22 protein-coding genes, 1 other RNA gene and 1 riboswitch are annotated in these 25,241 nt (G+C 71.8%); of the genes, 17 read left to right on the top strand and 6 right to left on the bottom strand.

Annotated elements, in window-relative coordinates:
* Positions 1–17: 17 nt before the first annotated feature.
* Both DK427_RS01030 and DK427_RS01035 read left to right on the top strand, forming a co-directional pair.
* Positions 18–1,205 (top strand): YihY/virulence factor BrkB family protein, encoded by a 1,188-nt coding sequence (locus tag DK427_RS01030; protein ID WP_109949638.1) that lies wholly within the window; start codon positions 18–20, stop codon positions 1,203–1,205.
* Between the two features lie 286 nt (positions 1,206–1,491).
* The gene (locus tag DK427_RS01035) at positions 1,492–2,661 is read left to right on the top strand and encodes a PepSY-associated TM helix domain-containing protein (RefSeq protein ID WP_109949639.1); all 1,170 of its coding nucleotides are present in this window, start codon (positions 1,492–1,494) and stop codon (positions 2,659–2,661) included.
* A 143-nt stretch (positions 2,662–2,804) separates the two neighbouring features.
* On the opposite strand, the gene DK427_RS01040 is transcribed toward DK427_RS01035, so the two are convergent.
* Complete coding sequence (locus DK427_RS01040) at positions 2,805–3,206, bottom strand: hypothetical protein (protein ID WP_109949640.1); 402 nt, start codon at positions 3,204–3,206, stop codon at positions 2,805–2,807.
* 304 nt (positions 3,207–3,510) lie between these two features.
* A riboswitch (glycine riboswitch) is annotated at positions 3,511–3,614 on the top strand.
* Positions 3,615–3,668: 54 nt separating this feature from the next.
* On the opposite strand from DK427_RS01040, the gene gcvT reads away from it, so the two are divergent.
* From gcvT to DK427_RS01060, 4 genes are all read left to right on the top strand, one after another.
* A complete protein-coding gene (gcvT, locus tag DK427_RS01045; RefSeq protein ID WP_109949641.1) occupies positions 3,669–4,811 on the top strand; it encodes a glycine cleavage system aminomethyltransferase GcvT in 1,143 nt (380 codons plus the stop codon).
* A 39-nt stretch (positions 4,812–4,850) separates the two neighbouring features.
* Positions 4,851–5,213, top strand: coding sequence for a glycine cleavage system protein GcvH (gcvH, locus tag DK427_RS01050; protein WP_109949642.1), 363 nt, complete (start codon positions 4,851–4,853; stop codon positions 5,211–5,213).
* A 23-nt stretch (positions 5,214–5,236) separates the two neighbouring features.
* Positions 5,237–8,077, top strand: coding sequence for an aminomethyl-transferring glycine dehydrogenase (gene gcvP, locus DK427_RS01055; RefSeq protein WP_109949643.1), 2,841 nt, complete (start codon positions 5,237–5,239; stop codon positions 8,075–8,077).
* A gap of 102 nt (positions 8,078–8,179) precedes the next feature.
* A complete protein-coding gene (locus tag DK427_RS01060; RefSeq protein ID WP_109949644.1) occupies positions 8,180–9,109 on the top strand; it encodes a dihydrodipicolinate synthase family protein in 930 nt (309 codons plus the stop codon).
* A gap of 22 nt (positions 9,110–9,131) precedes the next feature.
* On the opposite strand, the gene DK427_RS01065 is transcribed toward DK427_RS01060, so the two are convergent.
* The 3 genes from DK427_RS01065 to ssrA form a co-directional block, all read right to left on the bottom strand.
* A complete protein-coding gene (locus tag DK427_RS01065) occupies positions 9,132–9,641 on the bottom strand; it encodes an OsmC family protein (RefSeq protein WP_109949645.1) in 510 nt (169 codons plus the stop codon).
* A 128-nt stretch (positions 9,642–9,769) separates the two neighbouring features.
* The gene (locus DK427_RS01070; RefSeq protein WP_109949646.1) at positions 9,770–10,396 is read right to left on the bottom strand and encodes an SspB family protein; all 627 of its coding nucleotides are present in this window, start codon (positions 10,394–10,396) and stop codon (positions 9,770–9,772) included.
* Positions 10,397–10,475: 79 nt separating this feature from the next.
* Positions 10,476–10,858, bottom strand: a transfer-messenger RNA (tmRNA) gene (gene ssrA / locus DK427_RS01075).
* A gap of 15 nt (positions 10,859–10,873) precedes the next feature.
* Between ssrA and DK427_RS01080 the strand changes: the two genes are divergently transcribed.
* The 9 genes from DK427_RS01080 (at position 10,874) to DK427_RS01125 (ending at position 20,819) form a co-directional block, all read left to right on the top strand.
* On the top strand, positions 10,874–11,722 hold the full coding sequence (locus DK427_RS01080) for a CPBP family intramembrane glutamic endopeptidase (RefSeq protein ID WP_109953917.1): 849 nt from the start codon (positions 10,874–10,876) through the stop codon (positions 11,720–11,722).
* A 96-nt stretch (positions 11,723–11,818) separates the two neighbouring features.
* Positions 11,819–12,613: a thymidylate synthase gene (locus DK427_RS01085; protein ID WP_109949647.1), complete on the top strand. Its 795-nt coding sequence runs from the start codon at positions 11,819–11,821 to the stop codon at positions 12,611–12,613.
* Between the two features lie 9 nt (positions 12,614–12,622).
* The gene (locus DK427_RS01090; protein ID WP_109949648.1) at positions 12,623–13,120 is read left to right on the top strand and encodes a dihydrofolate reductase; all 498 of its coding nucleotides are present in this window, start codon (positions 12,623–12,625) and stop codon (positions 13,118–13,120) included.
* A gap of 281 nt (positions 13,121–13,401) precedes the next feature.
* On the top strand, positions 13,402–14,589 hold the full coding sequence (gene hflK, locus DK427_RS01095; RefSeq protein ID WP_109949649.1) for an FtsH protease activity modulator HflK: 1,188 nt from the start codon (positions 13,402–13,404) through the stop codon (positions 14,587–14,589).
* Positions 14,586–15,548 carry a protease modulator HflC gene (gene hflC / locus DK427_RS01100; RefSeq protein ID WP_109949650.1) on the top strand — a complete coding sequence of 321 codons (963 nt, stop codon included), beginning with the start codon at positions 14,586–14,588 and terminating at the stop codon, positions 15,546–15,548. Before hflK ends, hflC begins: the two co-directional genes overlap by 4 nt.
* A gap of 180 nt (positions 15,549–15,728) precedes the next feature.
* Positions 15,729–17,243 carry a DegQ family serine endoprotease gene (locus tag DK427_RS01110; RefSeq protein ID WP_109949652.1) on the top strand — a complete coding sequence of 505 codons (1,515 nt, stop codon included), beginning with the start codon at positions 15,729–15,731 and terminating at the stop codon, positions 17,241–17,243.
* Positions 17,244–17,464: 221 nt separating this feature from the next.
* Positions 17,465–18,556 carry a glycosyltransferase family 4 protein gene (locus tag DK427_RS01115; RefSeq protein WP_109949653.1) on the top strand — a complete coding sequence of 364 codons (1,092 nt, stop codon included), beginning with the start codon at positions 17,465–17,467 and terminating at the stop codon, positions 18,554–18,556.
* The gene (locus tag DK427_RS01120) at positions 18,486–19,640 is read left to right on the top strand and encodes a glycosyltransferase family 2 protein (protein ID WP_109949654.1); all 1,155 of its coding nucleotides are present in this window, start codon (positions 18,486–18,488) and stop codon (positions 19,638–19,640) included. The genes DK427_RS01115 and DK427_RS01120 overlap by 71 nt, the downstream gene beginning before the upstream one ends.
* A 117-nt stretch (positions 19,641–19,757) precedes the next feature.
* A complete protein-coding gene (locus DK427_RS01125; protein WP_109949655.1) occupies positions 19,758–20,819 on the top strand; it encodes a glycosyltransferase in 1,062 nt (353 codons plus the stop codon).
* A 68-nt stretch (positions 20,820–20,887) separates the two neighbouring features.
* Here the strand turns inward: DK427_RS01125 and DK427_RS01130 are convergent, their stop codons facing one another.
* Positions 20,888–21,070: a hypothetical protein gene (locus tag DK427_RS01130; protein ID WP_109949656.1), complete on the bottom strand. Its 183-nt coding sequence runs from the start codon at positions 21,068–21,070 to the stop codon at positions 20,888–20,890.
* A 173-nt stretch (positions 21,071–21,243) separates the two neighbouring features.
* Between DK427_RS01130 and DK427_RS01135 the strand changes: the two genes are divergently transcribed.
* Positions 21,244–22,251 carry a tyrosine recombinase XerC gene (locus tag DK427_RS01135; protein ID WP_109949657.1) on the top strand — a complete coding sequence of 336 codons (1,008 nt, stop codon included), beginning with the start codon at positions 21,244–21,246 and terminating at the stop codon, positions 22,249–22,251.
* Positions 22,252–22,323: 72 nt separating this feature from the next.
* Here DK427_RS01135 and ispG read toward each other — a convergent pair whose 3' ends face one another.
* Positions 22,324–23,637 carry a flavodoxin-dependent (E)-4-hydroxy-3-methylbut-2-enyl-diphosphate synthase gene (gene ispG, locus DK427_RS01140; protein WP_109949658.1) on the bottom strand — a complete coding sequence of 438 codons (1,314 nt, stop codon included), beginning with the start codon at positions 23,635–23,637 and terminating at the stop codon, positions 22,324–22,326.
* Between the two features lie 430 nt (positions 23,638–24,067).
* Here ispG and DK427_RS01145 point away from each other — a divergent pair, with 430 nt between their 5' ends.
* Positions 24,068–25,201, top strand: a complete 1,134-nt coding sequence (locus DK427_RS01145) for a patatin-like phospholipase family protein (RefSeq protein WP_109953918.1) — start codon at positions 24,068–24,070, stop codon at positions 25,199–25,201.
* Positions 25,202–25,241 lie beyond the last annotated feature (40 nt).

The raw sequence follows: 25,241 nt of genomic DNA on the forward strand, positions 1-25,241 counted from the left end.
AATGGGATGCCGACAGGATGCCAGGAGAACCGCCGATGCCAGCCGAACCCGCCGCCCGGAACGATGGAGGCGGCGCGCTCTGGACGATCGCCCTCTCGGCGGCGCTGATCGGCCTCGTCGCGCTGCCGCGACGCGGGACCCGAGCGGGCGCGGCCTCCGCGTCCGCGGCGCCCGCACGCACGGGCGCCTCCGAGCCGGCGCGGGAGCCGTCGGGCTCGCATGCGGGCCCCGAGGCCGAGCGGGTCTCGAAGCGCGAGGCGCATCGCGGGCGGCAGGCCCGCACCCCCTCGGACATTCCGGCGGCTGGCTGGAAGGACATCGGCCTGCGGGTCTTCCACGACGTCTCGGAGAACCGGCTGATCTCGGTCGCGGCGGGCGTGACCTTCTACGTGCTGCTGGCGATCTTCCCGGCGGTGGCGGCGCTGGTCTCCCTCTACGGCTTGTTCGCCGACCCGGCCGAGATCGGCCGCCATCTGGAGAGCCTGCAGGGGGTGCTGCCCTCCGGCGCGGTCGAGATCGTCGGCGATCAGGTGAAGCGGCTCACCGAGGCCGGCGACCGCAAGCTCGGGCTCACCGTGCTCACCGGCATCCTGCTCTCGCTCTGGAGCGCGAACGGGGGCATGAAGAGCGTCTTCGACGCGCTCAACATCGTCTACGAGGAGCGCGAGAAGCGGAACTTCCTGAAGCTCAATCTCGTCTCGCTCTGCTTCACCGCGGGCGCCCTGCTGTTCATCGTGCTGGCGCTCGTCGGCATCGTGGTGCTGCCGATCCTGTTCAACACGGTCGGGCTGACCACGGACGCGTGGTACGTGGCGCTCCTGCGCTGGCCGGCCCTGTTCGTGGTGGTGCTGTTCGGGCTCGCGGTGCTCTACCGCTTCGGGCCGAGCCGCGACGCGCCGCGCTGGCGCTGGGTGACCTGGGGCAGCGCGCTCGCGAGCTTCCTCTGGCTCGCCGGCTCGCTCCTGTTCTCGTGGTACGTCTCGAATTTCGGTTCCTACAACAAGACCTACGGCTCGCTGGGAGCAGCCATCGGCTTCATGACTTGGATCTGGATCTCGACCATCATTGTGCTGATCGGCGCAGAGGTGAACGCCGAGATGGAGCACCAGACCGCCCACGACACCACGCGGGGAAGGCCCGAGCCGCTCGGGCACCGCGACGCCCGCATGGCCGACACCGTCGGCGAGGCCGCGGGCGCGCGCTGAGCCTCTGGCGGACGGGCGGCAGGAGGAGCCGGCGGGCGGCTCACGCGCGCCCGCGGCGGCCGCAAGACGCAAGATCCGCACAATGTTGCCGGACGGTATCGGAGAGCGGGGACCCTATCGGCCAGATTGGAATCGATAAAAACGCGGATCTTTATTCTGCTCGGCGCGGCGAATGTGGTCTTGACCGCGCGATCCTCGGGCCAATAGGTCGGCCGTCCGCTGAACAGCCCGACCGCCGGCTCAGCGCGCAGATCCGCCGAAGACCAACCGTTTGCCGCAGCGCCCGATGCTCCGCACGATCCTGTTCCGCACCCACTGGGCGCTCGGCCTCACCGCCGGGCTCGTCCTGGCGCTGATGGGCGTCACCGGCGCGCTGATGAGCTACGAGGAGGCCATCGTCGAGGCGCTCAACGCGCGGACCGCGGCGGTTGAGGCCGGCGACCGCGCGCGGCTCGGGCCGGAAGCGCTCGTTGCCCGCATCGAGGCGCAGGTGCCGGGTCAGCGGGTCACCGCCCTGAGCATCCCCGGCGATCCGGGCCGGGCGGTGCGCGTGCGCTTCGCCGGAACCGGGCCCGGCGAGCACCCGGCCTCGCACTACGTCGATCCCTACGACGGCGCCGACCGCGGCGCGGTCGCGGGCGAGGAGGCCTTCGACACGATCCGGTCCCTGCACCGCTGGCTGCTCATCCCCGGCGGCGGGCGCGGCTGGGGGCGCACGGTCACGGGGCTCTGCGCGGTCGCGCTCCTCGTGTTCCTCGCCACGGGCCTCTACCTGCGCTGGCCGAAGCTGCACCGGTGGCGGATCTGGCTGCGGCCGGCCCTGGCCCGGCCGGGCCGTCCGCGCTGGTGGTCGCTCCACGCGGTCGTCGGGACCTGGGTGATCCCGGTCTACGCCGTCATCGCCCTGACGGGCCTATGGTGGTCCTACGACGCCTACCGGGCGGGCGCGACCTACCTGCTCACCGGAAGCTGGCCCGAGGCGCGCCCGCAGCGTCAGGCCGGCGCAGGCCGGCGTGACGGCGGCCGCGGCGAGCGCCGCCCGGCGGCCCTCGACGCGGCGTGGCAGACCTTCACGACCGGGGAAGGCGCGAACGCCGCGCTCGCCGTGCTCTCGATGCCCGGCGAGCGCGGCGAGCCGAACATCCGGATCCGCTACCTCGCCCGGCCCGGCGACGGCCCGAGCAGCCGCACCGACCTCACCTACGACGCCGCGAGCGGCAGCTTCCTCGCGGCCGTGCGGCCCGGCGACAAGACGCTCGGCCGGCAGATCGCCGACAACATGCTGGAGGTGCATCGCGGGCGCTTCTTCGGTCCGGTCTTCACCCTGATCTTCGGCCTCGCCTCGCTCGCCATGCCGCTCTTCGCGGCGACCGGGATCACGCTCTACCTCCTGCGTCGCCGCACCGCCCGGACGCGGCGGGCCGCTCCGGCGGTCGGACGCGCGGCCAGGGCCTGAGAGCGGGGAATCGTCCCGGACGCCGCATCTCGGCGGACAGCCCGGCCGCGGTCAGAGCCCGCGTGGCCCGGTGCTCTGCCGGACGGGAGGGGCGGGCCGCGTGGATCAGCCGACGTGATAAGCCTGAGGAGCGCGGCGGCCCCTCAATGGGCCGGGAGTGGCCCCACGGTCGGGCGGCCTCGTAGGGCCAGGGCCGTCGCCGCCGCCCCGACGACGTCCACCAGCGCGAAGGCGAGGAGGGGCATCGGGGCGAGGTCGGCCATCACCAGCAGGACGAAGGCGGCGGCGAGGCAGAACCGGACAGGGACGCTCGCGCCGATCAGCGGCCGGTCCTCGTGCCGCGCGAACTGCGCGTAGTAGGCGGCGAAGCAGAGCGTCAGGAGCCCGATGACACGGACGAGGTAGGGCTCGCCCGTCACATCGAGCAGCCACGCCACGCGCTCGGGGGCGAGCAGGAAGGCGAGCCCGACGACGGTGAGGTAGGCGGCGTGGGCGATGACGGTCCTGGCCGGTGCGCTCAGACCGGCTCTCGGGGCGGCTCTCATGGCGAACCTCCGCGGAAGTTCTTACAAGTAAACGATAGTGAACGATTATTACACAACAACCGAAACGCCCGAAAATCACGCATGTTAATGCCACTTCGGCCGATATCGTCGGTCCGGCGCGATACGGATCGCGGGGTCTGAAACATCCGAGCGCCGCCGGCTGTTGCGCCGGGCCACCCGGGCGTGCTTTGATCGCCTCGTCCGATAAGGGCGATACGGGAGAGCCCAGTCCGGCCGGCAACGGTCGGGCATGGCGCCGACGGAGCAACCACCCCCGGAAACTCTCAGGCACAATCACCGTATCGTTGGACAATCTGGAGAGAGGCGCCGCAGGGCGTCCACCGAAGGAGAAACCCCGAGCCGCGAGCCCGGGGGAAGCTCTCAGGTAACCGCGACAGATGGGGGCAGGCCGGAAACGCGCGTGAGGCGCCTTCCGGACGCACGCTGTCGTGGAGAATCCGGATGTCGGCACACGCCGTCGAGATCGCCCCCCTTCGCAAGACCCCGCTCAACGACCTGCACCTGCGCCTGGGCGCCCGGATGGTGCCGTTCGCCGGCTATTCCATGCCGGTGCAGTACCCGGCGGGCCTGCTCAAGGAGCACCTGCACACCCGCGCCGCCGCGGGCCTGTTCGACGTCTCGCATATGGGCCAGATCGCCCTGCGTGCGGACGACGTGGCCGAGGCCGCGCGCGCCCTGGAGGCGCTGGTCCCGGCCGACATCCTCGGGCTGAAGCCCGGGCGCCAGCGCTACGGCCTGCTCACCGACGCGGCGGGCGGGATCCTGGACGACCTGATGGTAGCCCATCTCGGCGACCGCCTCGTCCTGGTGGTCAACGCGGCGAACAAGGCCGCCGACCTCGCGCATCTGCGGGCCAACCTGCCGGATTCCATCGCCGTCGAGGAGCTGCCCCGCGCGCTCCTCGCTCTGCAGGGGCCGGGCGCGGAGGCCGCGCTCGCCCGGCTGGCGCCGGAGGTCGCCGCGATGCGCTTCATGGACGCGCGGACGGCTGCGATCCTCGCTGCCGAGTGCCTCGTCACCCGCTCCGGCTACACCGGCGAGGACGGGTTCGAGATCTCGCTGCCGGAGGACGCGGCCGAGCCGATCGCGGCGGCGTTGCTCGCCGATCCGGCCGTGCTGCCGGTCGGGCTCGGCGCCCGCGATTCCCTGCGCCTCGAAGCGGGCCTGTGCCTGCACGGCGCCGACATCGACACGACCACGAGCCCGGTCGAGGCCGGGCTCGGCTGGGCGATCTCCCCCGCCCGCCGCCGGGGCGGCGCGCGCCCGGGCGGCTTCCCCGGGGCCGAACGCATCCTCGCCGAGATGGAGGCCGGCACGGAGCGCCGCCGCGTCGGCCTGCTTGCTGACGGCCGCGCGCCCGTGCGGGCCGGCGCAGCGCTCTTCGCCGAGGGCGGCGAGACGGCCGTCGGCCACGTCACATCCGGCGGCTTCGGCCCGAGCCTCGGGACACCCGTCGCGATGGGCTACCTGCCCGCCGCCCTGGCAGAGCCCGGCACCCGCGTCCTGGCGGAGGTGCGCGGCCAGCGGCTCGCCCTCACCGTCGCCCCCCTCCCCTTCGTCCCCGCCGGCTTCAAGCGCGGCTGACCCCTCACACTCCCCCTTCGCCTCTCAAGGAGCAGACCCATGCTGAGATTCACCGAAGAGCACGAGTGGCTGCGGCTCGATGGCGACGTCGCGACCGTCGGCATCACCGCGCACGCGGCCGAGCAGCTCGGCGACCTCGTCTTCGTCGAGTTGCCGAAGGTCGGCGCCGCGCTGACCAAGGGCGCCTCCGCGGCCGTGGTCGAGTCGGTCAAGGCGGCTTCCGACGTATACGCCCCGCTCGACGGCGAGGTCACCGAGGTCAACGACGCCGTGGTGGACGCCCCCGAGACGGTCGGCTCCGATCCGCAGGGCGCGGGCTGGCTCTACCGCATGCGCCTCGCCGACACGGCCGCCTTCGACGCCCTGCTGGACGAGGCGGCCTACGCCGCCCTGCCCAAGTGATTCCGCGAAGTGAGGAGGCGGCGATGACCCATTACGATCCCTACGACTTCGCCAACCGCCGCCATATCGGCCCCACCGTCGCCGAGATCGGCCAGATGCTGGAGGCCTGCGGCGCCGAGAGCCTCGACGCGCTGGTGGATGAGACGCTGCCGCCGGACATCCGCCAGACGGCGCCGCTCGCCTTCGGCAAGCCGCTGACCGAGCGCCGGGCGATCGAGACGATGCGGGCGACCGCCGACAAGAACCGGCTCCTCGTCTCGCTGATCGGCCAGGGCTACCACGGCACCACCATGCCGCCCGCGATCCAGCGCAACATCTTCGAGAACCCGGCCTGGTACACGGCCTACTCGCCCTACCAGCCGGAGATCAGCCAGGGGCGGCTCGAGGCGCTGCTGAATTTCCAGACGCTCGTCTGCGACCTCACGGGGCTCGACGTGGCGAACGCCTCGCTCCTCGACGAGGCGACCGCGGCCGCCGAGGCCATGGGCATGGCCCGCCGCGTCGCCGCCTCGAAGCAGGACGCCTTCTTCGTCGATCGGGACTGCCTACCCCAGACCATCGCGGTGCTGCGCACGCGCGCCGCGCCGCTCGGCTGGCGCATCGTGGTGGGCGATCCCTTCAGGGACCTCGACCCCGCTTCGGTCTTCGGCGCGCTGTTCCAGTACCCGGGCGTGAACGGCGCCATCCACGACGTCTCCGGACCGATCGCGGCGCTCCACGGGGCGGGCGCGATCGCGGCGGTCGCGGCCGACCCGCTGGCGCTGACCCTCCTCAAGCCGCCGGGCGAGATGGGCGCCGACATCGCGGTCGGCTCGATGCAGCGCTACGGCGTACCGATGGGCTTCGGCGGCCCGCACGCCGCCTACATGGCGACGCGCGACGCGCACAAGCGCGCGCTCCCGGGCCGCATCGTCGGCGTCTCGGTCGACGCCCACGGCAACCGCGCCTACCGCCTCGCCCTCCAGACCCGCGAGCAGCACATCCGCCGCGAGAAGGCGACCTCGAACATCTGCACCAGCCAGGTGCTGCTCGCGGTCATCGCCTCGATGTACGCGGTCTATCACGGGCCGATGGGCCTGAAGGCCATCGCCCAGCGGGTGCACCGGGACGCGGTGCGGCTCGCCGACGGCCTCACCGATCTCGGCTTCCGGGTCGAGCCGGCGCACTTCTTCGACACGATCACCGTGGATGTCGGGCCGTTCCAGGGCGTGATCCTGCAGAGCGCCGTCGAGAACGGGGTGAACCTGCGGAAAGTGGGCGAGGACCGCATCGGCATCACGGTGGACGAGCGCACCCGCCCCGACATCCTGCAGGCGGTCTGGCGCGCCTTCGGCGGCCACGACGTGCCCCACGACGAGGCCTGGCCGGAGCAGCGCCTGCCGGAAGGCTTGGTTCGCACCTCGCCCTACCTCACGCACCCGATCTTCCACATGAACCGGGCCGAGAGCGAGATGACGCGCTACATGCGCCGGCTCAGCGACCGCGACCTCGCGCTCGACCGGGCGATGATCCCGCTCGGCTCCTGCACGATGAAGCTCAACGCCACGGCCGAGATGCTGCCGATCTCGTGGCCGGAATTCTCGGAAGTTCACCCGCACGTCCCGATGGATCAGGCCGCGGGCTATCATGAACTCATCGGCGATCTCTCGGAAAAACTCTGCGCGATCACCGGCTACGACGCGATCTCGATGCAGCCGAACTCGGGCGCGCAGGGCGAGTATGCGGGGCTGCTCGCCATCCGCCGCTATCACCTATCGCGGGGCGACGCGCACCGCACAGTCTGCCTGATCCCGTCCTCGGCGCACGGCACCAACCCCGCCTCGGCGCAGATGTGCGGCATGAGCGTGGTGGTGGTCGGCGCCGACCGGAACGGCAACGTGGATGTGGAGGATTTCCGGAGGAAGGCCGAGCTGCATTCCGAAAAACTCGCGGCCTGCATGATCACCTACCCGTCGACCCACGGCGTGTTCGAGACGCGGGTGAGGGAGATCTGCGCGATCACGCATTTCCACGGGGGTCAGGTCTATCTGGACGGGGCGAACCTCAACGCGCTGGTGGGTCTCGCCCGGCCCGGCGATATCGGGGCCGACGTCAGCCACCTCAACCTGCACAAGACATTCTGCATCCCGCACGGCGGCGGCGGGCCCGGCATGGGGCCGATCGGCGTCAAGGCGCACCTGATCCCGTTCCTGCCCTCCGACCCGCGCACCGGCGAGGAAGGGGCGGTCTCGGGGTCGGCCTACGGCTCCGCGTCGATCCTGCCGATCTCGTGGAGCTACTGCCTGATGATGGGGGGCAAGGGCCTCGCCCAGGCGACGCGGGTCGCGATCCTCAGCGCCAACTACATCGCGGCGCGGCTCGGGCAGGCCTACCCGATCCTCTACGCGGGCGAGCGGGGACGCGTCGCGCACGAGTGCATCGTGGACCTGCGCCCCTTCCAGAAAAGTGCCGGCATCACCGTCGAGGACGTCGCCAAGCGCCTGATCGACAGCGGCTTCCACCCGCCGACCATGAGCTGGCCGGTCGCCGGCACGCTGATGATCGAGCCCACCGAGTCCGAGACCAAGGGCGAGATCGACCGCTTCTGCGACGCCATGCTGGCGATCCGCGAGGAGATCCGGGCGATCGAGGAGGGCCGCGTCGATCGGGCGGACAACCCGCTCAAGAACGCGCCCCACACGGTGCAGGACCTCGTGGGCGCCTGGGAGCGGCCCTATTCCCGTGAGGCCGGCTGCTTCCCGGCGGGCAGCTTCAGGACGGACAAGTACTGGCCGCCGGTCAACCGCGTCGACAACGCCTACGGCGACCGCAACCTCGTCTGCTCCTGCCCGCCGCCGGAGAGCTACGAGGCGGCCGCCGAGTGAGGCGAAGCGCTCCCTCCCCTAGCGGGGGAGGGTTGGCGCGGGCCCGCTGCGCGGCGTAGATCCGGCCCCGCGCCGCGTTCCGGGCGCCTAGGGAGAACCGTCATGCCTCTCGACGCGACCGCGCGCGGCGTCTACCCGATCGCCCCGACCCCGTTCCAGCCAGACGGGCGGATCGACGTCGACTCGATCGACCGGCTGACCGACTTCTATGTCGGCTGCGGCGCCACGGGCCTCACCGTGCTCGGCGTGATGGGCGAGGCGCCCAAGCTCGACCACGCGGAGGGCATCGCGGTCGCCACCCGCTTCATCCGGCGCGCCGGCAGCCTGCCGGTGATCGTCGGCGTCTCCGCGCCGGGATTTGCCGCGATGGCCGGGCTCGCCCGCGCCAGCATGGAGGCGGGGGCCGCGGGCGTGATGATCGCGCCGCCCAGCACCCTCCGCACCGACGACCAGATCGCGACCTATTACCGACAGGCCGCCGAGGCGGTGGGCCCCGACGTACCCTTCGTGATCCAGGACTACCCGCTGAACTTCTCGGTGGTGATGACGCCCGGCGTGATCCGCCGCATCGTCCAGGAGAACCCCAACTGCGTGATGCTCAAGCACGAGGACTGGCCGGGCCTGGAGAAGATCTCGCAGTTGCGCGCCTTCGAGGCCGAGGGTGCGATGCGCCACATCTCGATCCTGTGCGGCAACGGCGGCCTGTTCCTTGACTTCGAGTGCGAGCGCGGGGCCGACGGCGCCATGACCGGCTACGCCTTCCCCGACATGCTGGTGGACGTGGTGCGCCTCGCGCAGGCCGGCGAGCGCGATGCCGCCCACGACCTGTTCGACGCCCACCTGCCCCTGCTGCGCTACGAGCAGCAGCCGGGCGTGGGCCTGGCGATCCGCAAATACGTGATGGCCCGGCGCGGCCTGATCGCCTCGGACGCGCAGCGCAAGCCCGCGGGCGGGATGAGCGCGACCGCGCGGGCCGAGGTCGCGTACCTGCTCGCCCGCCTCGCCCGGCACGATCCCCGCGCGGCGGTCTGACGCGCCGCGCCGGGATCCGCCCTCAGCCCTTGGTGGCGGTGACCGCCAGCTCGGGCCGGTGGTTCAGGGTCTGGAACACCACGCAGTAGCGCTCGGTCAGCTTGATGAGCTGGTCGAGCTTCTCCTGCGGCGCATCCGTGTCGAGGGCGAAGCTGAGGCGGATGGCGCGGAAGCCCACCGGCGCCTCCTTGTCGACGCCGAGCGTGCCGCGGAAATCGAGGTCCCCCTCGGCGCTGACCTGGCCCGCGCGCAGGGGGATCTCCAGCGCGGTCGCGACCGCCTTCAGGGTCACGCCCGCGCAGGCGACGAGGGCCTCGAGCAGCATGTCGCCGGAGCAGAGTTCGGCGCCGGAGCCGCCGGTCGCCGGGTGCAGGCCCGCCACCGCCAGCGCGCGTCCGGTCTCGACCTTGCAGGCGACGCCCGAATCGTCGAGCGAACCCTTCGCCCGCAGGGTGACGACGGCGGAATCGGGGCTCTGGCGGTACTGGTCCTTCAGCGGCGCCTGGAGCGCGCGCAGGCTGGTGGCATCCATCGGGGCGTTTCCTCGTTGTTGGCCCCCTGCGGTTAGCCGCTGGCGCGACCGGGCTCAACCGGGCGCGTCGTGGCGTTCCGCATCGGACCCCTGGAAACGTCGGAGGGATCGGGCCGAGGATCGGCCGCTCAGCTCTTCTTGCGGAACGCGTCGAGGCTGACCACCTCGGCGCCGCTCTCCTCGCCCTCGCCCTCCTTGCGGGCCGGGCGGGCGGGCTTGTCCTCGCCCTGCCCCCCCTGCGCGGCGGGGGCGGGCAGCACCTTCGGCACGTTGCTGCCGCCGACCGTGGCGAGGCCCGTGCCCTTCGGCTTCAGCTCGCTCGGCTCCGAGGCCGCGCCGCGCGGGCCCGTCGCCTTGGCGGCCGGATGCTCGTCCTCGCCCTCGGGCGCCTCGGCATTCTCGTTGAGATCGAACTTCAGGCCGAACTGGACGGACGGATCGAAGAAGCCGCTGAGCGCGTCGAAGGGCACCAGCAGCCGCTCGGGCACGCCCGAGAAGGACAGGCCGACCTCGAAGGCGTGCTCGGTGACGCCGAGATCCCAGAACTGGTGCTGGAGCACGATCGTCATGTCCTGCGGGTACTTCTCGCGAAGCGCCTGCGACATGCGCACGCCCGGAGCCTCTGTCCGGAAGGAGACGTAGAAGTGGTGCTCGCCCATCAGCCCGTCCCGGGCGGCATCGGTCAGCACCTTGCGCACGACGCCCCTGAGGGCTTCCTGGACGAGGAGGTCGTAGCGGATCAGATCGTCTGCCATCTGCGGTCGTGCTGCCCGGCGTCCTCGGCCCGACGACCCGGACCGCGAGGCGCGGACGATGCCGTTCGGAAAAACTGAAAGTGGAGGCTTCTGTTGCCAGGTGCCTCCGAACCCCGCCTATGCGGTGCTACCCGCTAGGACTTTAGGTCGGTATTGGGGACCGCTTACGCGGCCACCGCCACCGGAGCAAAGTTGTCGTTGGCAACTATTGCAAAGGCCCGATAACGGCGGAACCATGCCGAGCGAAAGCTCTACCTTTACGCCCTCGTCGATCCTATTTCGCCCCCGCCGAAGCACAGGCCGGTCCACGCGCGCCTTGCGGCAGCATGTCCTGGGCTCGGGTGGAGGCGCCGGGTACCGCCCCCGGGTCCGATAGGTTTATTCCGAAGAACGTTTATCGCCATAGCCGGCCTCGCGACCGGCAAGGGGAATATAGAGGGGATCGCCCCGGTTTTGAAGCCCGATCCTGCCACCTCGATGCCGGATCCTGCGCCTGTTGCCGGAAGCGCCCAGTTGCGGGCCTCCGAACCGGCTTCGGGGGTCTTCGCCCCGGCGCCGCGCCCCTCCGGTTGGCGCGCCGGGCTGCGTCTCCTCGGGACGCTGGCCCTGGTCCCGCTCTATCTCGGGGCCGCGAGCCTGATGGCACTCGCCTGCGTGCGGGTCGGCGCCGACCTCCTGGCCGGGATCGACCCGTTCCTGCCGCCATCGCGCCGCCCCTTCGTCGGCGCGATGGCGCTGGCCCGGCGCGCGCTCGCGGTCGACATCCTGCGCCAGATCTTCCTGGCCGGGCTCGTGCTCGGCACGGCCCTGTGGCGGGACGGCGCCGGCTGGCGGGCGCGGCTCGCCCTCGACCGCGAGCGGCCGAACGGCATGCGCGCGCGCAACCTCCTTCTCATCCTGCTCCTGTGGCCGCTCGTGCACATCGCCTGGGTGAGCGCCACCGCGGCGTATTTCGGCACGAGCTTCGGCCAGGGTACGCGGCTGTCGCCCATGCTGACGCCCGCGGCGGTCGCGGCCTGGCTCGCCTACGTGGTGGTGCTGGCGCCCTTCGCCGAGGAGTTGCTGATGCGCGGCGAGATCTTCCGCCGCGCCCGCGCGGTGCTGGGACCCGCCGCCACGATCGGGCTCACGGCGGCGATCTTCGCGCTCGCCCACGTCTCGCTCCCGAGCCCTTCGGGCTGGGGCCTCGCCCGGCCGGTCTCGCTGCTGCCGCTGGCGCTCGCCCTCGGGATCCTGCGCTGGCGCACCGGCCGGCTCTGGCCCTGCATCGCGCTGCACGGCTGGAGCAACCTCGCGCTCGTCGCCTACGTGCTCTGGCCGGAGTAAGCGAGCCCGGGCGTACAGCTTCGGGACAGGGGATAACCCGCCGCCGACACCGCTTGGTGATCGCAACGCCCGCAACCATCCGGCAGGAGATCCAGGATGGAAGCCTATCACGACCTGCTGCGCCGCATCCTCGACGAGGGCGTCCCGAAGGAGGACCGGACCGGCACCGGCACCCTGTCGGTGTTCGGCCATCAGATGCGCTTCGACCTGCGCGAGGGCTTCCCGCTGGTGACCACCAAGCGGCTGCACCTGCGCTCGATCATCCACGAGCTGCTCTGGTTCCTCGCCGGCGACACCAACGTGCGGGCGCTGCGGGAGAACGGCGTCACCATCTGGGACGAGTGGGCCGACGAGAACGGCGACCTCGGCCCCGTCTACGGCCGGCAGTGGCGCTCCTGGGAGAAGCCCGCGGGCGGCACCGTCGATCAGATCGCCTGGGTGGTGGACGAGATCCGCCGCAACCCGGATTCGCGCCGCCTCGTCGTCTCGGCCTGGAACCCGGCCGACCTCGATCGGATGGCGCTGGCGCCCTGCCACTGCCTGTTCCAGTTCTACGTCGCTGACGGGCGGCTCTCGTGCCAGCTCTACCAGCGCTCGGCCGATGTCTTCCTGGGGGTCCCCTTCAACATCGCGAGCTACGCGCTCCTCACCCACATGATGGCGCAGGCGACCGGCCTCGCGCCGGGCGACTTCGTGCACAGCTTCGGCGACGCGCACCTCTACCGGAACCACCTGGAGCAGACGCGGGCCCTGCTGGCGCGCGAGCCCCGGCCGCTGCCGCGCCTGCGGCTGAACCCCGAGGTGCGCGACCTCTTCGCCTTCCGCTTCGAGGACATCGCGATCGAGGGCTACGATCCGCACCCGGCGATCTCCGCGCCGGTCGCTGTCTGAGGAGATCCGATGTCCGCGCCCCTGATCACCCTCGTCGTCGCGGTCGCGCGCAACGGCGTCATCGGCCGCGACAACGGGCTCGCCTGGCACCTGCGCAGCGACCTCAAGCGCTTCAAGGCGCTGACCATGGGCAGGCCCATGCTGATGGGCCGCAAGACCCACCAGTCGATCGGCCGGCCGCTGCCGGGCCGCCGCACCCTGGTGCTCACCCGCGACCCCGCTTTCGCGGCCGAGGGCGTCGAGGTGGTGCACGATTGGGCGGGCGCGCTCTCGGCGGTGGCCGGCACGGACGAGCTGATGGTGGTGGGCGGCGCCGAGATCTACCGCCTCGCCCTGCCGCACGCCGACCGCATCCATCTCACCGAGGTCGCGGGCGACTACGCAGGCGACACCCACTTCCCGGCCCTCGAACCGGGCGCCTTCCGCGAGACCGCCCGCGAGGCCCACGAGGCCGGCCCGCACGACGAGTGCGCCTTCGCCTTCGTCACCCTCGACCGGGTCCGCTGAGGCGCCGCCCCCGGCCGAGCGGCGTTAGCCGCCGCGTTAGCCAAGGTCACCGGGTCGCGGCCGCGAGCGGTTGCCAAGGCGCGACCCGATGCCCACCTCCGAGCCTTGACAGCAGCGACGCCGGCCCCGCAGGTGCTTGGGGCAGATGCTTGGGGCAGGTGCTTGGGACAACTCCGGAACGGCGTTTCGGGGCCTCCGGGCAGGGATGAGTGCGGGTGCGGCGCCCGTCTGTGCATGAGGCGCGGATGGCGTTTCGCCGCGGGCAGGAGATATCGGCTGGCATGCCTTGGAGTAACCAGAGCGGCGGTGGGGGCGGCGGTGGGCCGTGGGGCAACCGCGGCGGCAACGGCGGCGGAGGACCCTGGGGCAACGGCGGGGGCGGCAAGCAGCCGCCGAACCTGGAGGATCTGCTCCGGCGCGGCCAGGACCGCCTGCGCGGGGTGATGCCGGGCGGCGGCGGAGGAGGCGGAGGGGGCGGCAGCCTTCTCGGCAGCGGCAAGGGCATCGCGGCGGTCGGCGCGCTCGCCGTCGCGGTCTGGCTGCTCACCGGCTTCTACACGGTCGCCCCGAACCAGGTCGGCATCGAGACCATCTTCGGCCGCTACGTCGGCTCCAAGGGCGAGGGCCTGCGCTACAACTTCCCCTACCCGGTCGGCGCTGTGACCAAGCCGAATGTCGGCCAGGTCAACTCGATCCAGATCGGCTTCCGCTCGGCCGGCGGCGGGCGCACCTCCATGCGGGACGTGCCCGACGAGAGCCTGATGCTCACGGGCGACGAGAACATCGTCGATCTCGACTTCGAGGTGCAGTGGCGCGTCAACCCGCTGAAGGCCTCGGACTTCGTGTTCAACCTCCAGAATCCCGAGGGGACCATCAAGGCCATCGCCGAGAGCGCGATGCGCGAGGTGGTGGGCCGGCGCAACATCCAGGCGATCCTCACCAACGAGCAGTCGAGCGTGGCCCAGGAGGTCAAGGAGATCCTCCAGAGCGCGCTCGACGAGTACGGCGCGGGCGTGCGCATCGAGGTGGTGCAGCTCGTCTCGGTCAACCCGCCGCCGGAGGTCCGGCCCGCCTTCATCGACGTGAACGCGGCCCAGCAGGACGCCGACACCGTCCAGAACGAGGCCAAGACCTACGCCAGCCGCGAGGTGCCTCAGGCCCGCGGCCGCGCCGCTCAGATCGTGCAGGCCGCCGAGGCCTACAAGACCAAGGCGACGGCCGACGCCACCGGCCAGGCCGCCCGATTCGACGAGGTCTACGCCTCCTACAAGCTGGCGCCCGCGGTGAGCCGCGAGCGGCTGTTCCTGGAGACCATGGAGAAGGTGCTGGGGTCTGTGAACAAGGTGATCATCGACCAGAACGGGCAGGGCCCGTCCGGCGCCGCCAGCGCCGGCGTGCTGCCCGTGCTGCCGCTCGCCGAGTTCGGAGCCCGTGCCCCGGGTGCCGCCCAGACCGGAGCCGCCCGATGAACGGCCAGACGCTCCGCACCGGGCTCGCGGTGATCGCGGCCGCGATCGCCGTCGCCCTCTACGCCTCGGTCTTCACCGTCGGGCAGATGCAGCAGGCCCTGGTGCTCCAGTTCGGCCGCGTGCGCGCCGTGCTGAACCAGACCGGCGAGGACCGGCCGGGCCTCTACTTCAAGATCCCGTTCATGGAGAACGTGGTCCTCTTCGACAAACGGGTTCTGGACCTCGACCTGCCGGTCCAGACCCTGCTTACCGCCGACCGCCAGAACCTGGAGGTCGACGCCTTCGCCCGCTACCGGATCACGGATCCGCTGCGCTTCTACCAGTCGGTGAACAACATCGCGCTGGCCAACCAGCGTCTGGCGAGCTTCACCAACTCTGCGCTGCGCAACGTGCTGGCCCGCTCGACCCGCGACGCCATCGTCAAGACCGAGCGCACGCGGCTAATGAACGAGATCCAGGAGGACGTGAACCGCCAGGCCCAGGCGCTCGGCATCCAGATCGTCGATCTGCGCATGACCCGCGTGGACCTGCCGGCGGCGAACTCCTCGGCCGTCTACAAGCGGATGAAGACCGAGCGCGAGCGCGAGGCCGCCGACATCCGGGCGAACGGCGACCAGATCGCCGCGACCATCCGGGCCAAGGCTGACCGCGATGTCACGGTGCTGCTCGCCGAGGCCCAGCAGACCGCCGAGAAGCTGCGCGGCCAGGGCGACGCCGACAAGAACCGGATCCTCGCCGAGGCCTTCGGCAAGGACGCCGACTTCTTCGCCTTCTACCGCTCGATGCAGGCCTACGAGACCGGGCTGAAGGGCCCCGAGACACGGCTGGTGATCAGCCCGAACTCGGACTTCTTCCGCTACTTCAGCGACCCGCAGGGCCGCGCGCCGCAGGGGGCCGCCACGCGCGCCGAGCCGGGGGCGACCGGCTCGACCAACCCGCCTCAACCTGCGGCGCGCTGATCCCGACGCCTCTGCCGAAGGGCCCCTGCGACATCGCGGGGGCCCTTCGCACTTGAAGACGGCCCCGCATCGCCGAATCTATGGCTTCGCTCCGCACCCGCCCCGGCGGGTGCGGACAGGCCGCCGCCCCAGGCGCCGGCCGCACCCACGCGAGGAAACGCGCCCTTGAAGAGGTCGACCATGAACCCCGCCCCGGCCTCAGGCCGCCCCGTCCTCGCCCGCGCGCGCGGCCTGCTCGCCGCCACCCTGATCGGCGCCTCCGTCGCGGGCGCCGTTCTTCCGGTTCCGGCCTTCGCGCGCGGCCCGGAATCGCTCGCCGACCTCGCCGAGCAGGTCACCGACGCGGTGGTCAACATCGCGGCCTCGACCACCGTCGAGTCCCGCTCCACCCGCAGCGGACCCCAGCTGCCCCCCGGCACGCCCTTCGAGGACCTGTTCGAGGAGTTCTTCAACCGCCGTGGCGGACGCGGCGGCGGAGGCGGTGAGAGCGAGCAGCCGCGCACCCAGCGCAAGTCCAACTCGCTCGGCTCCGGCTTCATCATCGACGCCTCCGGCATCGTGGTGACGAACAACCACGTCATCGGCGACGCCAACGACATCCAGGTCATCCTGCACGACGGCACGAAGCTGAAGGCCGAGATCATCGGCAAGGACTCGAAGATCGACCTCGCGGTGCTGCGGGTGAAGCCCACCGCGGAGCGCCCGCTCAAGGCCGTGCCCTTCGGCGATTCCGAGAAGCTGCGCCCCGGCGACTGGGTGATGGCGATCGGCAACCCGTTCGGGCTCGGCGGCTCGGTCTCCGCCGGCATCGTCTCGGCGCGCGGGCGCAACATCGAGTCTGGGCCTTACGACAACTACATCCAGACGGACGCGGCCATCAACAAGGGCAATTCCGGCGGTCCCCTGTTCAACATGAACGGCGAGGTCATCGGCATCAACACCGCGATTCTCTCGCCGACCGGCGGCTCGGTCGGCATCGGCTTCGCGGTGCCCTCCGCCTCGGCCAAGCCCGTGATCGACCAGCTGCGCGAGTTCGGCGAGGTCCGCCGCGGCTGGCTCGGCGTGCGCATCCAGAACGTGGACGACGCGACCGCCGAGGCGCTCGGCCTGAAGGGGGGCGCGCGCGGCGCGCTCGTCGCGGGCGTGGACGAGAAGGGCCCGGCCAAGACGGCGGGCCTCGAGGTTGGCGACGTCATCACCCGCTTCAACGGCAACCCGGTGAAGGCCTCGAGCGACCTGCCCCGCATCGTCGCCTCGACCCCGGTAGGCCAGAAGGTCGACGTGGTCGTGGTGCGCAAGGGCGACGAGCAGACCAAGTCGGTGACCTTGGGCCGCCTGGAGGACAACGAGCGGCCCCAGCTCGCCAACGCCCGCCAGCCCGAGCCCGAGAACGCCGTGCGCCAAGCGCTCGGCCTCAACCTCTCGGGGATGACGGACGAGCTGCGCCGCCGCTTCTCCATCAAGGAGAACGTCAAGGGCGTGGTCGTCACCCGCGTCGACCCGAACTCCACCGCCGCCGACAAGCGCATCCAGCCGGGCGAGGTCATCGTCGAGGTCGGCCAGGAGAGCGTGACCACCCCCGCCGAGGTGACCAAGCGCATCGACGCGCTCAAGAAGGAGGGCCGCAAGTCGGTCCTGCTCCAGGTCGCGGACGCCAAGGGCGACGTGCGCTTCGTCGCGCTCGGCCTCGAATAGGGCATCGCCGGACCGGCAGCTCCGAAACTCGGACGACGAAGGGGCGGGCGGCGGATGACATCCGCCGCCCGCCCCTTCGTATTTTTAATCCCAGCCCACTCCGCGGTTCAGCGAACCTTCATGGCCGATGCCGTTCCATACGGCTCAGTCACCGGAGCTCCCCGCGCGCCCCGGTCCAGCATTCTCCCGAACTGCTGCAACCTCAAACCACGGTTCGCCGCGTGAAGATCGCTGTCATCGCCCATCTCAAGTATCCGATCGGCCAGCCCTACGCGGGCGGCCTCGAGATGCACACCCATCTGATGACGCGGGAGCTTCGGCGCCGCGGGCACGACGTTACGCTCTTCGCCTCCGAGGGCTCCGACCCGGAACTCGCCACCTTCGTCTGCCCGCCGACCGGCGAGGATCTGGGCGATCCGGAGCGCTGGGCCGCGATCGAGGCGGCCGAGCACGCGGCCTATCGCCGGATCCTCGACGCGGTGGCGGCGGGCGGCTTCGACCTCGTGCACAACAATTCCCTGCACGCGCTGCCCCTGCGCGAGAGCGGCCTCTTCGACATCCCCTGGGTGACGGTGCTGCACACGCCGCCCTTCGAGTCCCTCGTCGGCGGGATCGAGGCGGCGCGGCCGGACATGCGCTACCTCGCGGTCTCGCAGACCCTGGCCCGCGAGTGGACCGACCTCATCCCCGCCCTCGACGTCGTGCCGAACGGCATCGATCTCGCCACCTTCCCCTACAGCGCCGAGCCCGACCCCGAGCCGCACGCCTTCTGGTTCGGCCGCATCGTGCCGGAGAAGGGCCTGCACCTCGCGATCGACGCCGCCCGCGAGGCGGGCCTCCGCCTCGTCTTCGCCGGACCGAAGCTCAACCCCGCCTACTGGGAAAGTGAGATCGCGCCGCGGCTCGGGCCCGACCTGCAGCATCTCGGCCACCTCTCGCACCGCGAACTCGCCGCCCATCTCGGCCGTGCCCGGGTGGCGGTGGTGACGCCGCGCTGGGAGGAGCCCTTCGGCCTCGTGGTGGCCGAGGCGATCGCCTGCGGCACACCGGTCGCCGCCTTCCGCCGGGGCGCCATGCCGGAGATCCTCGACGCCTCCTGCGGACGGCTCGCCGAGGCGGACGACCCGAGCGACCTCGCCCGGGCGATCCTGGGCGCGGCGACCCTGAGCCGCCGCGCCTGCCGCGACCGGGTCGAGGCGCATTTCGACGCCGCCGCGATGACCGCGCGCTACGAGGCGGTCTATGTCGAGATGCAAGCGGACTTCTCTGCCGAGCAGGTCGCGCCCCGGCTGCTCCTCAGCGCCGCGGAGTGACCCGGTGAGCGCCGTCGTCTGCATCCCCGCCCGCAACGAGGCGGAGCGGCTGCCGCGCCTGCTCCGCTCGCTCGCCGCGCAGGAAGGGATCTCCGAGGCCGCGCCGCTGCGCGTCGTGATGCTCGCCAACAACTGCGACGACGGTACGCCGGCGATCGTGCGCGGCCTTGCGGGCGCGCTGCCGACCCTGGCGCTGCGCACGATCGAGGCCGCGATCCCGGCGCCCGATGCTCATGTCGGTACCGCCCGCCGGATGGCGCTGGAGGCCGGCGCCGACTGGCTGGCGGCCGACGGTCACGCCGACGGCATCCTGCTCACCACCGACGCCGATGCCTGGGTGCCGCCGAACTGGCTCGCCGCCAACCGCGCCGCCCTGCGGGCGGCGGACGTGGTCGGCGGCCGGCTCGTCATCGACGCCGAGGACGCGGTGCCGCCGGCGCTGGCCGACCTCCACGCCCGGATCGAGCGCTACTGGTCGGGTGTGCGGGCCCTCGAAGACCTGATCGATCCGCCACCGCACGATCCGGCGCCGCGCCACGGCGACCACACCGCCGCGAGCCTCGCGCTCTGGGCCGATCTCTACCGGGCGGTCGGCGGCCTGCCCGCCCTGCCCTGCGGGGAGGACAACGCGCTGGTCGCCCGCCTCACCCGGCAGGGCGCGCGCCTGCGCCACTGCCCGGCCGTCGCGGTCCACGTCTCGGCCCGCCGCGAGGGGCGGGTCAGCGGCGGCATGGCGACCGAGATGGCGCGCCGCGCGGACGCGGTGGCGAGCGGCGGCTCCTACGAGCTGCCCGAGGCCGCGCACTGGCTCGCTCTCATCGAGCGCCGCGCTGCCCTGCGTCAAGTCTGGCGCCGCGGCGAGGCCGCCCGCCGCGCCGCCTGCCTCGGCTTCGGCCTGCCCGCAGAGGCGGTGGCCGAGATCGAGGCCGCGGTCGCGGGCGGCACCTGCCTGAACGACATCGCCTATGTCGAGCGCGTCCACGCGCTGCTGGAAGCCGCGGCCGAGCCTGCCCGTTTCGTTCCCCTCGACGCGGCCGTGGCCGATCTGGAACGGATCGCCCGCACGCTGCGGGCGGCGGCTTAGAACTGCTCCCATTCGCGTTGCACTCGGAAGTGGTTCTAAGTCCTTGTTTTGACGCGCTCTCTTTCGCCGAACCGGCATACGCTTCGGCGGCGAGCGCTCTAGCGCCTCGGACCCATCATGACGCGCCCCATCGGCTACTACGTGCACCACCAGGGCGCCGGGCACTGGCACCGAGCCTGCGCGGTCGCGGGAGCGCTGGACCGCCCCTGCGCATTCCTCGGCACCTTCGCGGGGCTCGACACCGCGGGGGCGCCAGGCACCGTCATCGACCTGCCGGACGACCGGCTGGCTGATGGCTTCGACGGCCAAGACGGCGAGGCCGACCGCCCGCTGAGCTTCCACTACGCGCCGTTAGGCCATTCGGGCCTGCGCGCCAGGATGGCCCGCATCGCCGCCTGGGCGGCCGAAGCCGACCCGGCGCTGCTCGTGGTGGACGTCTCCTGCGAGGTCGCCCTGTTCGCCCGCCTCCTGTCGCTTCCGACCCTGGTGGTGCGGCTCGCCGGAACGCGCACCGACCCGCCGCATCTGGAGGCCTTCCGCAGCGCCGACCGGCTGATTGCCCCTTTTCCCGAGATCCTTGAGAGCGAGACGACCTCCGACTGGGTCCGGGCCAAGACCCACTACGCGGGTTTCCTCGGCCCCGGAGCCCCAGTTCGGGACGGCGGCGACGGTTCGATCGCCGTGGTGTTCGGCCGTGGCGGCGCGGGGGGCGCGCTCGCCGACCTCGCCGCGGCGGCGCGCGCGGTGCCGGACAGGGACTGGCACGTGCTCGGCCCCGTCACGGGCGAGGCCGTGACGCCGCCGAACCTGCACCTGCACGGCTGGGTGCCGGACGTGGAGCCCTGGATCGCGCGGGCGGCGCTGGTCGTGGGAGGAGCGGGCGACGGTGTCGTCGCGACGGTGGCCGCGCGAAGCAAGCGCTTCGTCTGCCTGCCGGAGGAGCGGGGCTACGGCGAGCAGATCGAGAAGGCGCGTGGGTTAGCACGGCTCGGCGCGGCCGTCATGCACGAGGGCTGGCCGGATGCCAGTCGCTGGCGCACGCTCGTCATGGAGGGGTTAGCCCTCGAACCGGCGCGCATCGGCAGCCTCGCCGAGCCCGGTGCGCTCGCCCGGACGGCGGCATTCATCGCGGAGCGGGCAGCCTGGTGGGACAGGCGCGGGGACGCGGCGCAGGCCTAAGGCATTCTCGGATCGACGCGTGCGGAAGCCTGCCGCGGGTGATGCGGCGGGCTTCCGGGTGGATCCCGTCAGGAGATCAGGTCGAGCTTCGCCGCCTCGATGCCGGCGGCGCGGAACGTGTCCGGCAGGGCGGAGAAATCCCGGTACCCGGCCTCGCGCGCCATGGCGTCGAGGGCGGTCTGCTCGTCGTCGGCCGAGCCCGTCCAAAGCACGGCGCCGTTCGACTTCTGCTTGATCTGGAAGATGCTCATTGCACGCCTTCGGGAAGAGTGCTCACGCTGTGCCGTGTCAACGTACCGGCCGACGATGGGTTGCAAGTCCTTGTAGGCGGTCTCCGCCGAGTCCGCGCCGCGTTAACCCGGCCTCAACGGCGTTGGGCCTCGATCCGTGGACACGCCACGCCCGCGGTCCCGTCGAGATCCCGATGCCCCCTGCCGCTCCCCTGACCAAGGCCGAGCTCGCGCTGCTCCCGGCCGATCTTGCCCTGCGTGACGTGATCCGCGGCTGGAGCGTCGCGCTCGCCCAGGAGCGCCGGCTGGCGGGCAACACCGTCGAGGCCTACGCGCGCGACCTGCGCCAGTTCCTGGGATATCTGGAGCGGCGGGGCGGCACCCCGGGCATCGCGGCGATCGTCGCCCTGAAGCCGCGCGACATCCGCGGCTTCATGGCTGCGCGCCGGGCCGACGAGGTCGGCGGACGCTCGCTGATGCGCATGCTCGCGGGGCTGCGCTCCTTCGCCCGCCACCTGGAGCGCGAGGGGCACGGCGTGGTGGCGGCCCTGGGCGCCGTGCGCTCACCGAAGGTGGAGCGCCGCCTGCCGCGCCCGCTCCCGGTCGCCGCTGCCAGGGCACTGACCGATCCGGACCTGCGCGCGGGCGAGGACCGCGAGCCCTGGATCCTCGCCCGCGACGCCGCCGTGCTGGCGCTGCTCTACGGGGCGGGCCTGCGCATCTCGGAGGCGCTCGGCATCCGGCGCGCGGACGCGCCGCTGCCCGGAAGCGATGCCCTGACCGTCGTCGGCAAGGGCGGCAAGCCGCGCATGGTGCCGGTGCTGCCGGTGGTGGCCGAGGCGGTGGCGGACTACCTCGCCGCCTGCCCGCACCCGCTGCCGCCGGACGGGCCACTCTTCGTCGGCGCCCGCGGCGGGCCGCTCTCGGCCCGGATCATCCAGTACGCGGTGGCCAGCGCCCGCGGGGCCCTCGGCCTGCCGGAGAGCGCCACGCCCCACGCGCTCCGGCACTCCTTCGCCACGCACCTGCTGGCCCGGCAGGGCGAGCTGCGCGCGATCCAGGAGCTGCTCGGCCACGCCTCGCTCTCGACGACGCAGCTCTACACGAAGGTCGATGCCGCCCGGCTGATGAGTGCCTTCGAGGCGGCTCATCCCCGGGCGGGGCGGATGCCGGTGCCGCGCCCGCGGGTGGGCGCCGCGTAGGGTAAACCGAGCCCGGGGCGCTGCCCCGGGACCCCGCCGAAGGACCTCCGGCCCTTCGGAAACCCGGTCGTCTTACTCGGCCGCGTTGCGGGCGCCCTGGCCGAAGCGGCGCTCGATATAATCGGTGACGAGGGTCTCGAAATCCTTGGCGAGGTTGGCGCCGCGCAGCGTCGTCGCCTTCTTGCCGTCGATGAAGACCGGGGCGCTCGGGCTCTCGCCGGTCCCGGGCAGCGAGATGCCGATATCGGCGTGCTTCGACTCGCCCGGGCCGTTCACGATGCAGCCCATCACCGCGACGTTGAGGCCCTCGACGCCCGGATAGGTCTTCTTCCACTCCGGCATCGAGCGCGCGATCCAGTTCTGGATGTCGCGGGCGAGTTCCTGGAAGGTGGTCGAGGTGGTGCGCCCGCAGCCCGGGCAGGCGGCCACCAGCGGCACGAAGGTGCGGAAGCCCATGGTCTGCAGCAGTTCCTGCGCGACCTTGACCTCGACCGTGCGGTCGCCGCCTGGCTCCGGCGTCAGCGAGTAGCGGATCGTGTCGCCGATGCCCTCCTGCAGGAGCACGCCGATCGCGGCCGACGCCGCCACGACGCCCTTCGTACCCATGCCCGCCTCGGTGAGGCCGAGATGGATCGCGTAGTCCGAGCGGCGCGCCACCTCGCGGTAGACCGCGATCAGGTCCTGCACCGCCGAGACCTTGGCCGAGAGGATGATCCGGTCCTTCGGCAGGCCCAGATCCTCGGCCCGCTGCGCGGAGGAGAGCGCCGACTGCACCATCGCCTCGCGCATCACCGCGCGCGCGTCGATCGGCCGGGGCGACCGGGCGTTCTCGTCCATCAGGTGGGTGAGGAGTTCGCCGTCGAGCGAGCCCCAGTTGGCGCCGATGCGCACGGTCTTCCCGTACTTGATCGCCTGCTCGATGATGGTCGAGAACTGGGTGTCCTTCTTCTCCTTGAAGCCGACATTGCCCGGGTTGATCCGGTACTTGGCAAGCGCCTCGGCGCAGGCTGGATGGTCGGACAGGAGCTTGTGGCCGATATAGTGGAAGTCGCCGACCAGCGGCACGTGCACGCCGATGCGGTCGAGCCGCTCGCGGATCTTCGGCACGGCGGCGGCCGCCTCGTCGCGGTCGACGGTGATGCGAACGAGTTCCGAGCCGGCCCGCGCGAGTTGGGCGACCTGCGCGACGGTGGCGTCAATGTCCGCCGTGTCGGTGTTGGTCATCGACTGGACGACGATCGGCGCGCCGCCGCCGACGGTGACCGCGCCCTCGCCCTGGCCGACCTTGACGCCGGCGGTGCGGTGGCGAGGGGCAGGCCCGGCGATCTCCGGCCCTGTGCCGGCCAGCGGGTTGGCGGGGCGGGTCTCGGCGTCCATGGCTTCCATCGGGGGACCTTCGCTCCAAGGCCTCGGGCGCGTCGGGGCGGATCCTCGCGGATCCGGGCCGCCCGCTGCCGTCGCGTCTGTCTTCGGTACGATTCGGGTCGCGCGCGGACCGCGCGCGGAGCGGTTTAGCTGCGATCGATCGACCGCAACGTCAAGCCACACCGCCGTGCGGAGTGCGGAACGGGCCCTTTTCGCGCGTGTCATGTCGCATCCGCGCACGGATGTCGAGTTCGCGCCGCGCTGCGGTGCCATGCGCAACCCTACGCGGCCATCCTATGCAGCCATGCGCCCGCGCACATCGCGCGAGCGTGGAGCGGATCCTCGGCTCCCGATCCGCAGTTCTCGCTCGCCCGCCATGCGCGGCCTTGCCGCCGCCTATCGCGACGCAACATTTGTAACTGCAGCGCAGCATCCCATGTTCGAGGACATGATGAGCGAGCATCCGCACGGGTCCGAACCCGACAATCCGGCAACTGCCGTACCCAGCACCGATGTCGTGATGCCGGTCGGGGACGCGGTCGAGCACACCCAACCGCCCCGGCAGATCCTGGCTGGTCCGCGGGCGGAGAAGAACGTCGCACTGGCGCTCCAGGGCGGCGGCGCGCACGGGGCCTTCACCTGGGGCGTGCTCGACTATCTGATCGAGGACGGGCGCCTCGGCTTCGAGGCGGTGACGGGCGCGAGCGCGGGCGCGATGAACGGGGTCGTGCTGGTGGACGGCTGGCTCAAGGGCGGCCCGGACGGCGCCCGCGAGGGGCTGGAGCGGTTCTGGCGCGAGGTCAGCCTCGACGGCGATCTCGGCCCCGCCACCCGCAGCCTCGTCAGCAGCTTCCTGAGCCTGTGGAAAGGCAACCCGGTCGCCGAGTTCTGGACCAAGGCGCTGACGCCGAGCCCCTACGTCTCGAACCCGCTCAACATCAACCCGCTGCGCAAGGCGCTCGCCGCCCAGGTCGATTTCGAGCGCCTGCGCGAGGCCGAGACCGCGGGCATCTACGTCTCGGCCACGAATGTCTGGACCGGCAAGCTCGCGGTGTTCGAGCGCGAGCGGCTGACCGTGGACCACCTGATGGCCTCGGCCTGCCTGCCGACCGTGTTCCAGGCGGTGGAGATCGACGGCGTGCCCTACTGGGACGGCGGCTATCTCGGCAACCCGGCGCTCTACCCGCTCCATCGCGGTGCCCAGACCCGCGACATCCTGCTGGTGCAGATCAATCCGGTCGAGCGCCGCGAGACGCCCCGCACCGAGCGCGAGATCCAGGATCGTCTCAACGAGATCACCTTCAACGCCAACCTGATGCGCGAACTGCGCGCGATCGACTTCGTGGACGGGCTGATCGAGGAAGGCGTGCTCGGCCAGGGCCAGTACCAGAGGGTGCTGGTGCACCGCATCGACGGCACCGACGCGCTGGAGGACTACAACGCCGCGTCGAAGCTCGACGCTCGCTGGCGGGTGTTCCAGCGCCTGCGCGACAAGGGGCGCAAGGCGGCCGAAACTTGGCTCGGCGAACACTACGACAAGATCGGGCGGACCTGCAGCCTCAACCTCGAATCGGCCTACCAGTGACCGGTGCGGGCGTGCCTCGGCGCGACGCGGTAACGGTTTG

The organism is Methylobacterium radiodurans (genome assembly GCF_003173735.1).
GTDB lineage: Bacteria > Pseudomonadota > Alphaproteobacteria > Rhizobiales > Beijerinckiaceae > Methylobacterium > Methylobacterium radiodurans.

Excerpts from the sequence above, each read along its gene's own strand:
- DK427_RS01145 (WP_109953918.1), top strand. The coding sequence starts at position 24,068 with ATGAGCGAGCATCCGCACGGGTCCGAACCCGACAATCCGGCAACTGCC.
- gcvT (WP_109949641.1), top strand. The coding sequence starts at position 3,669 with ATGTCGGCACACGCCGTCGAGATCGCCCCCCTTCGCAAGACCCCGCTC.
- DK427_RS01035 (WP_109949639.1), top strand. The coding sequence starts at position 1,492 with ATGCTCCGCACGATCCTGTTCCGCACCCACTGGGCGCTCGGCCTCACC.
- DK427_RS01090 (WP_109949648.1), top strand. The coding sequence starts at position 12,623 with ATGTCCGCGCCCCTGATCACCCTCGTCGTCGCGGTCGCGCGCAACGGC.
- DK427_RS01110 (WP_109949652.1), top strand. The coding sequence starts at position 15,729 with ATGAACCCCGCCCCGGCCTCAGGCCGCCCCGTCCTCGCCCGCGCGCGC.
- gcvH (WP_109949642.1), top strand. The coding sequence starts at position 4,851 with ATGCTGAGATTCACCGAAGAGCACGAGTGGCTGCGGCTCGATGGCGAC.
- hflK (WP_109949649.1), top strand. The coding sequence starts at position 13,402 with ATGCCTTGGAGTAACCAGAGCGGCGGTGGGGGCGGCGGTGGGCCGTGG.
- DK427_RS01080 (WP_109953917.1), top strand. The coding sequence starts at position 10,874 with ATGCCGGATCCTGCGCCTGTTGCCGGAAGCGCCCAGTTGCGGGCCTCC.
- gcvP (WP_109949643.1), top strand. The coding sequence starts at position 5,237 with ATGACCCATTACGATCCCTACGACTTCGCCAACCGCCGCCATATCGGC.
- DK427_RS01085 (WP_109949647.1), top strand. The coding sequence starts at position 11,819 with ATGGAAGCCTATCACGACCTGCTGCGCCGCATCCTCGACGAGGGCGTC.
- DK427_RS01030 (WP_109949638.1), top strand. The coding sequence starts at position 18 with ATGCCAGGAGAACCGCCGATGCCAGCCGAACCCGCCGCCCGGAACGAT.
- DK427_RS01125 (WP_109949655.1), top strand. The coding sequence starts at position 19,758 with ATGACGCGCCCCATCGGCTACTACGTGCACCACCAGGGCGCCGGGCAC.
- hflC (WP_109949650.1), top strand. The coding sequence starts at position 14,586 with ATGAACGGCCAGACGCTCCGCACCGGGCTCGCGGTGATCGCGGCCGCG.
- DK427_RS01135 (WP_109949657.1), top strand. The coding sequence starts at position 21,244 with ATGCCCCCTGCCGCTCCCCTGACCAAGGCCGAGCTCGCGCTGCTCCCG.
- DK427_RS01065 (WP_109949645.1), bottom strand. The coding sequence starts at position 9,641 with ATGGATGCCACCAGCCTGCGCGCGCTCCAGGCGCCGCTGAAGGACCAG.
- DK427_RS01070 (WP_109949646.1), bottom strand. The coding sequence starts at position 10,396 with ATGGCAGACGATCTGATCCGCTACGACCTCCTCGTCCAGGAAGCCCTC.
- DK427_RS01130 (WP_109949656.1), bottom strand. The coding sequence starts at position 21,070 with ATGAGCATCTTCCAGATCAAGCAGAAGTCGAACGGCGCCGTGCTTTGG.
- ispG (WP_109949658.1), bottom strand. The coding sequence starts at position 23,637 with ATGGAAGCCATGGACGCCGAGACCCGCCCCGCCAACCCGCTGGCCGGC.
- DK427_RS01120 (WP_109949654.1), top strand. The coding sequence starts at position 18,486 with ATGTCGAGATGCAAGCGGACTTCTCTGCCGAGCAGGTCGCGCCCCGGC.
- DK427_RS01040 (WP_109949640.1), bottom strand. The coding sequence starts at position 3,206 with ATGAGAGCCGCCCCGAGAGCCGGTCTGAGCGCACCGGCCAGGACCGTC.
- DK427_RS01060 (WP_109949644.1), top strand. The coding sequence starts at position 8,180 with ATGCCTCTCGACGCGACCGCGCGCGGCGTCTACCCGATCGCCCCGACC.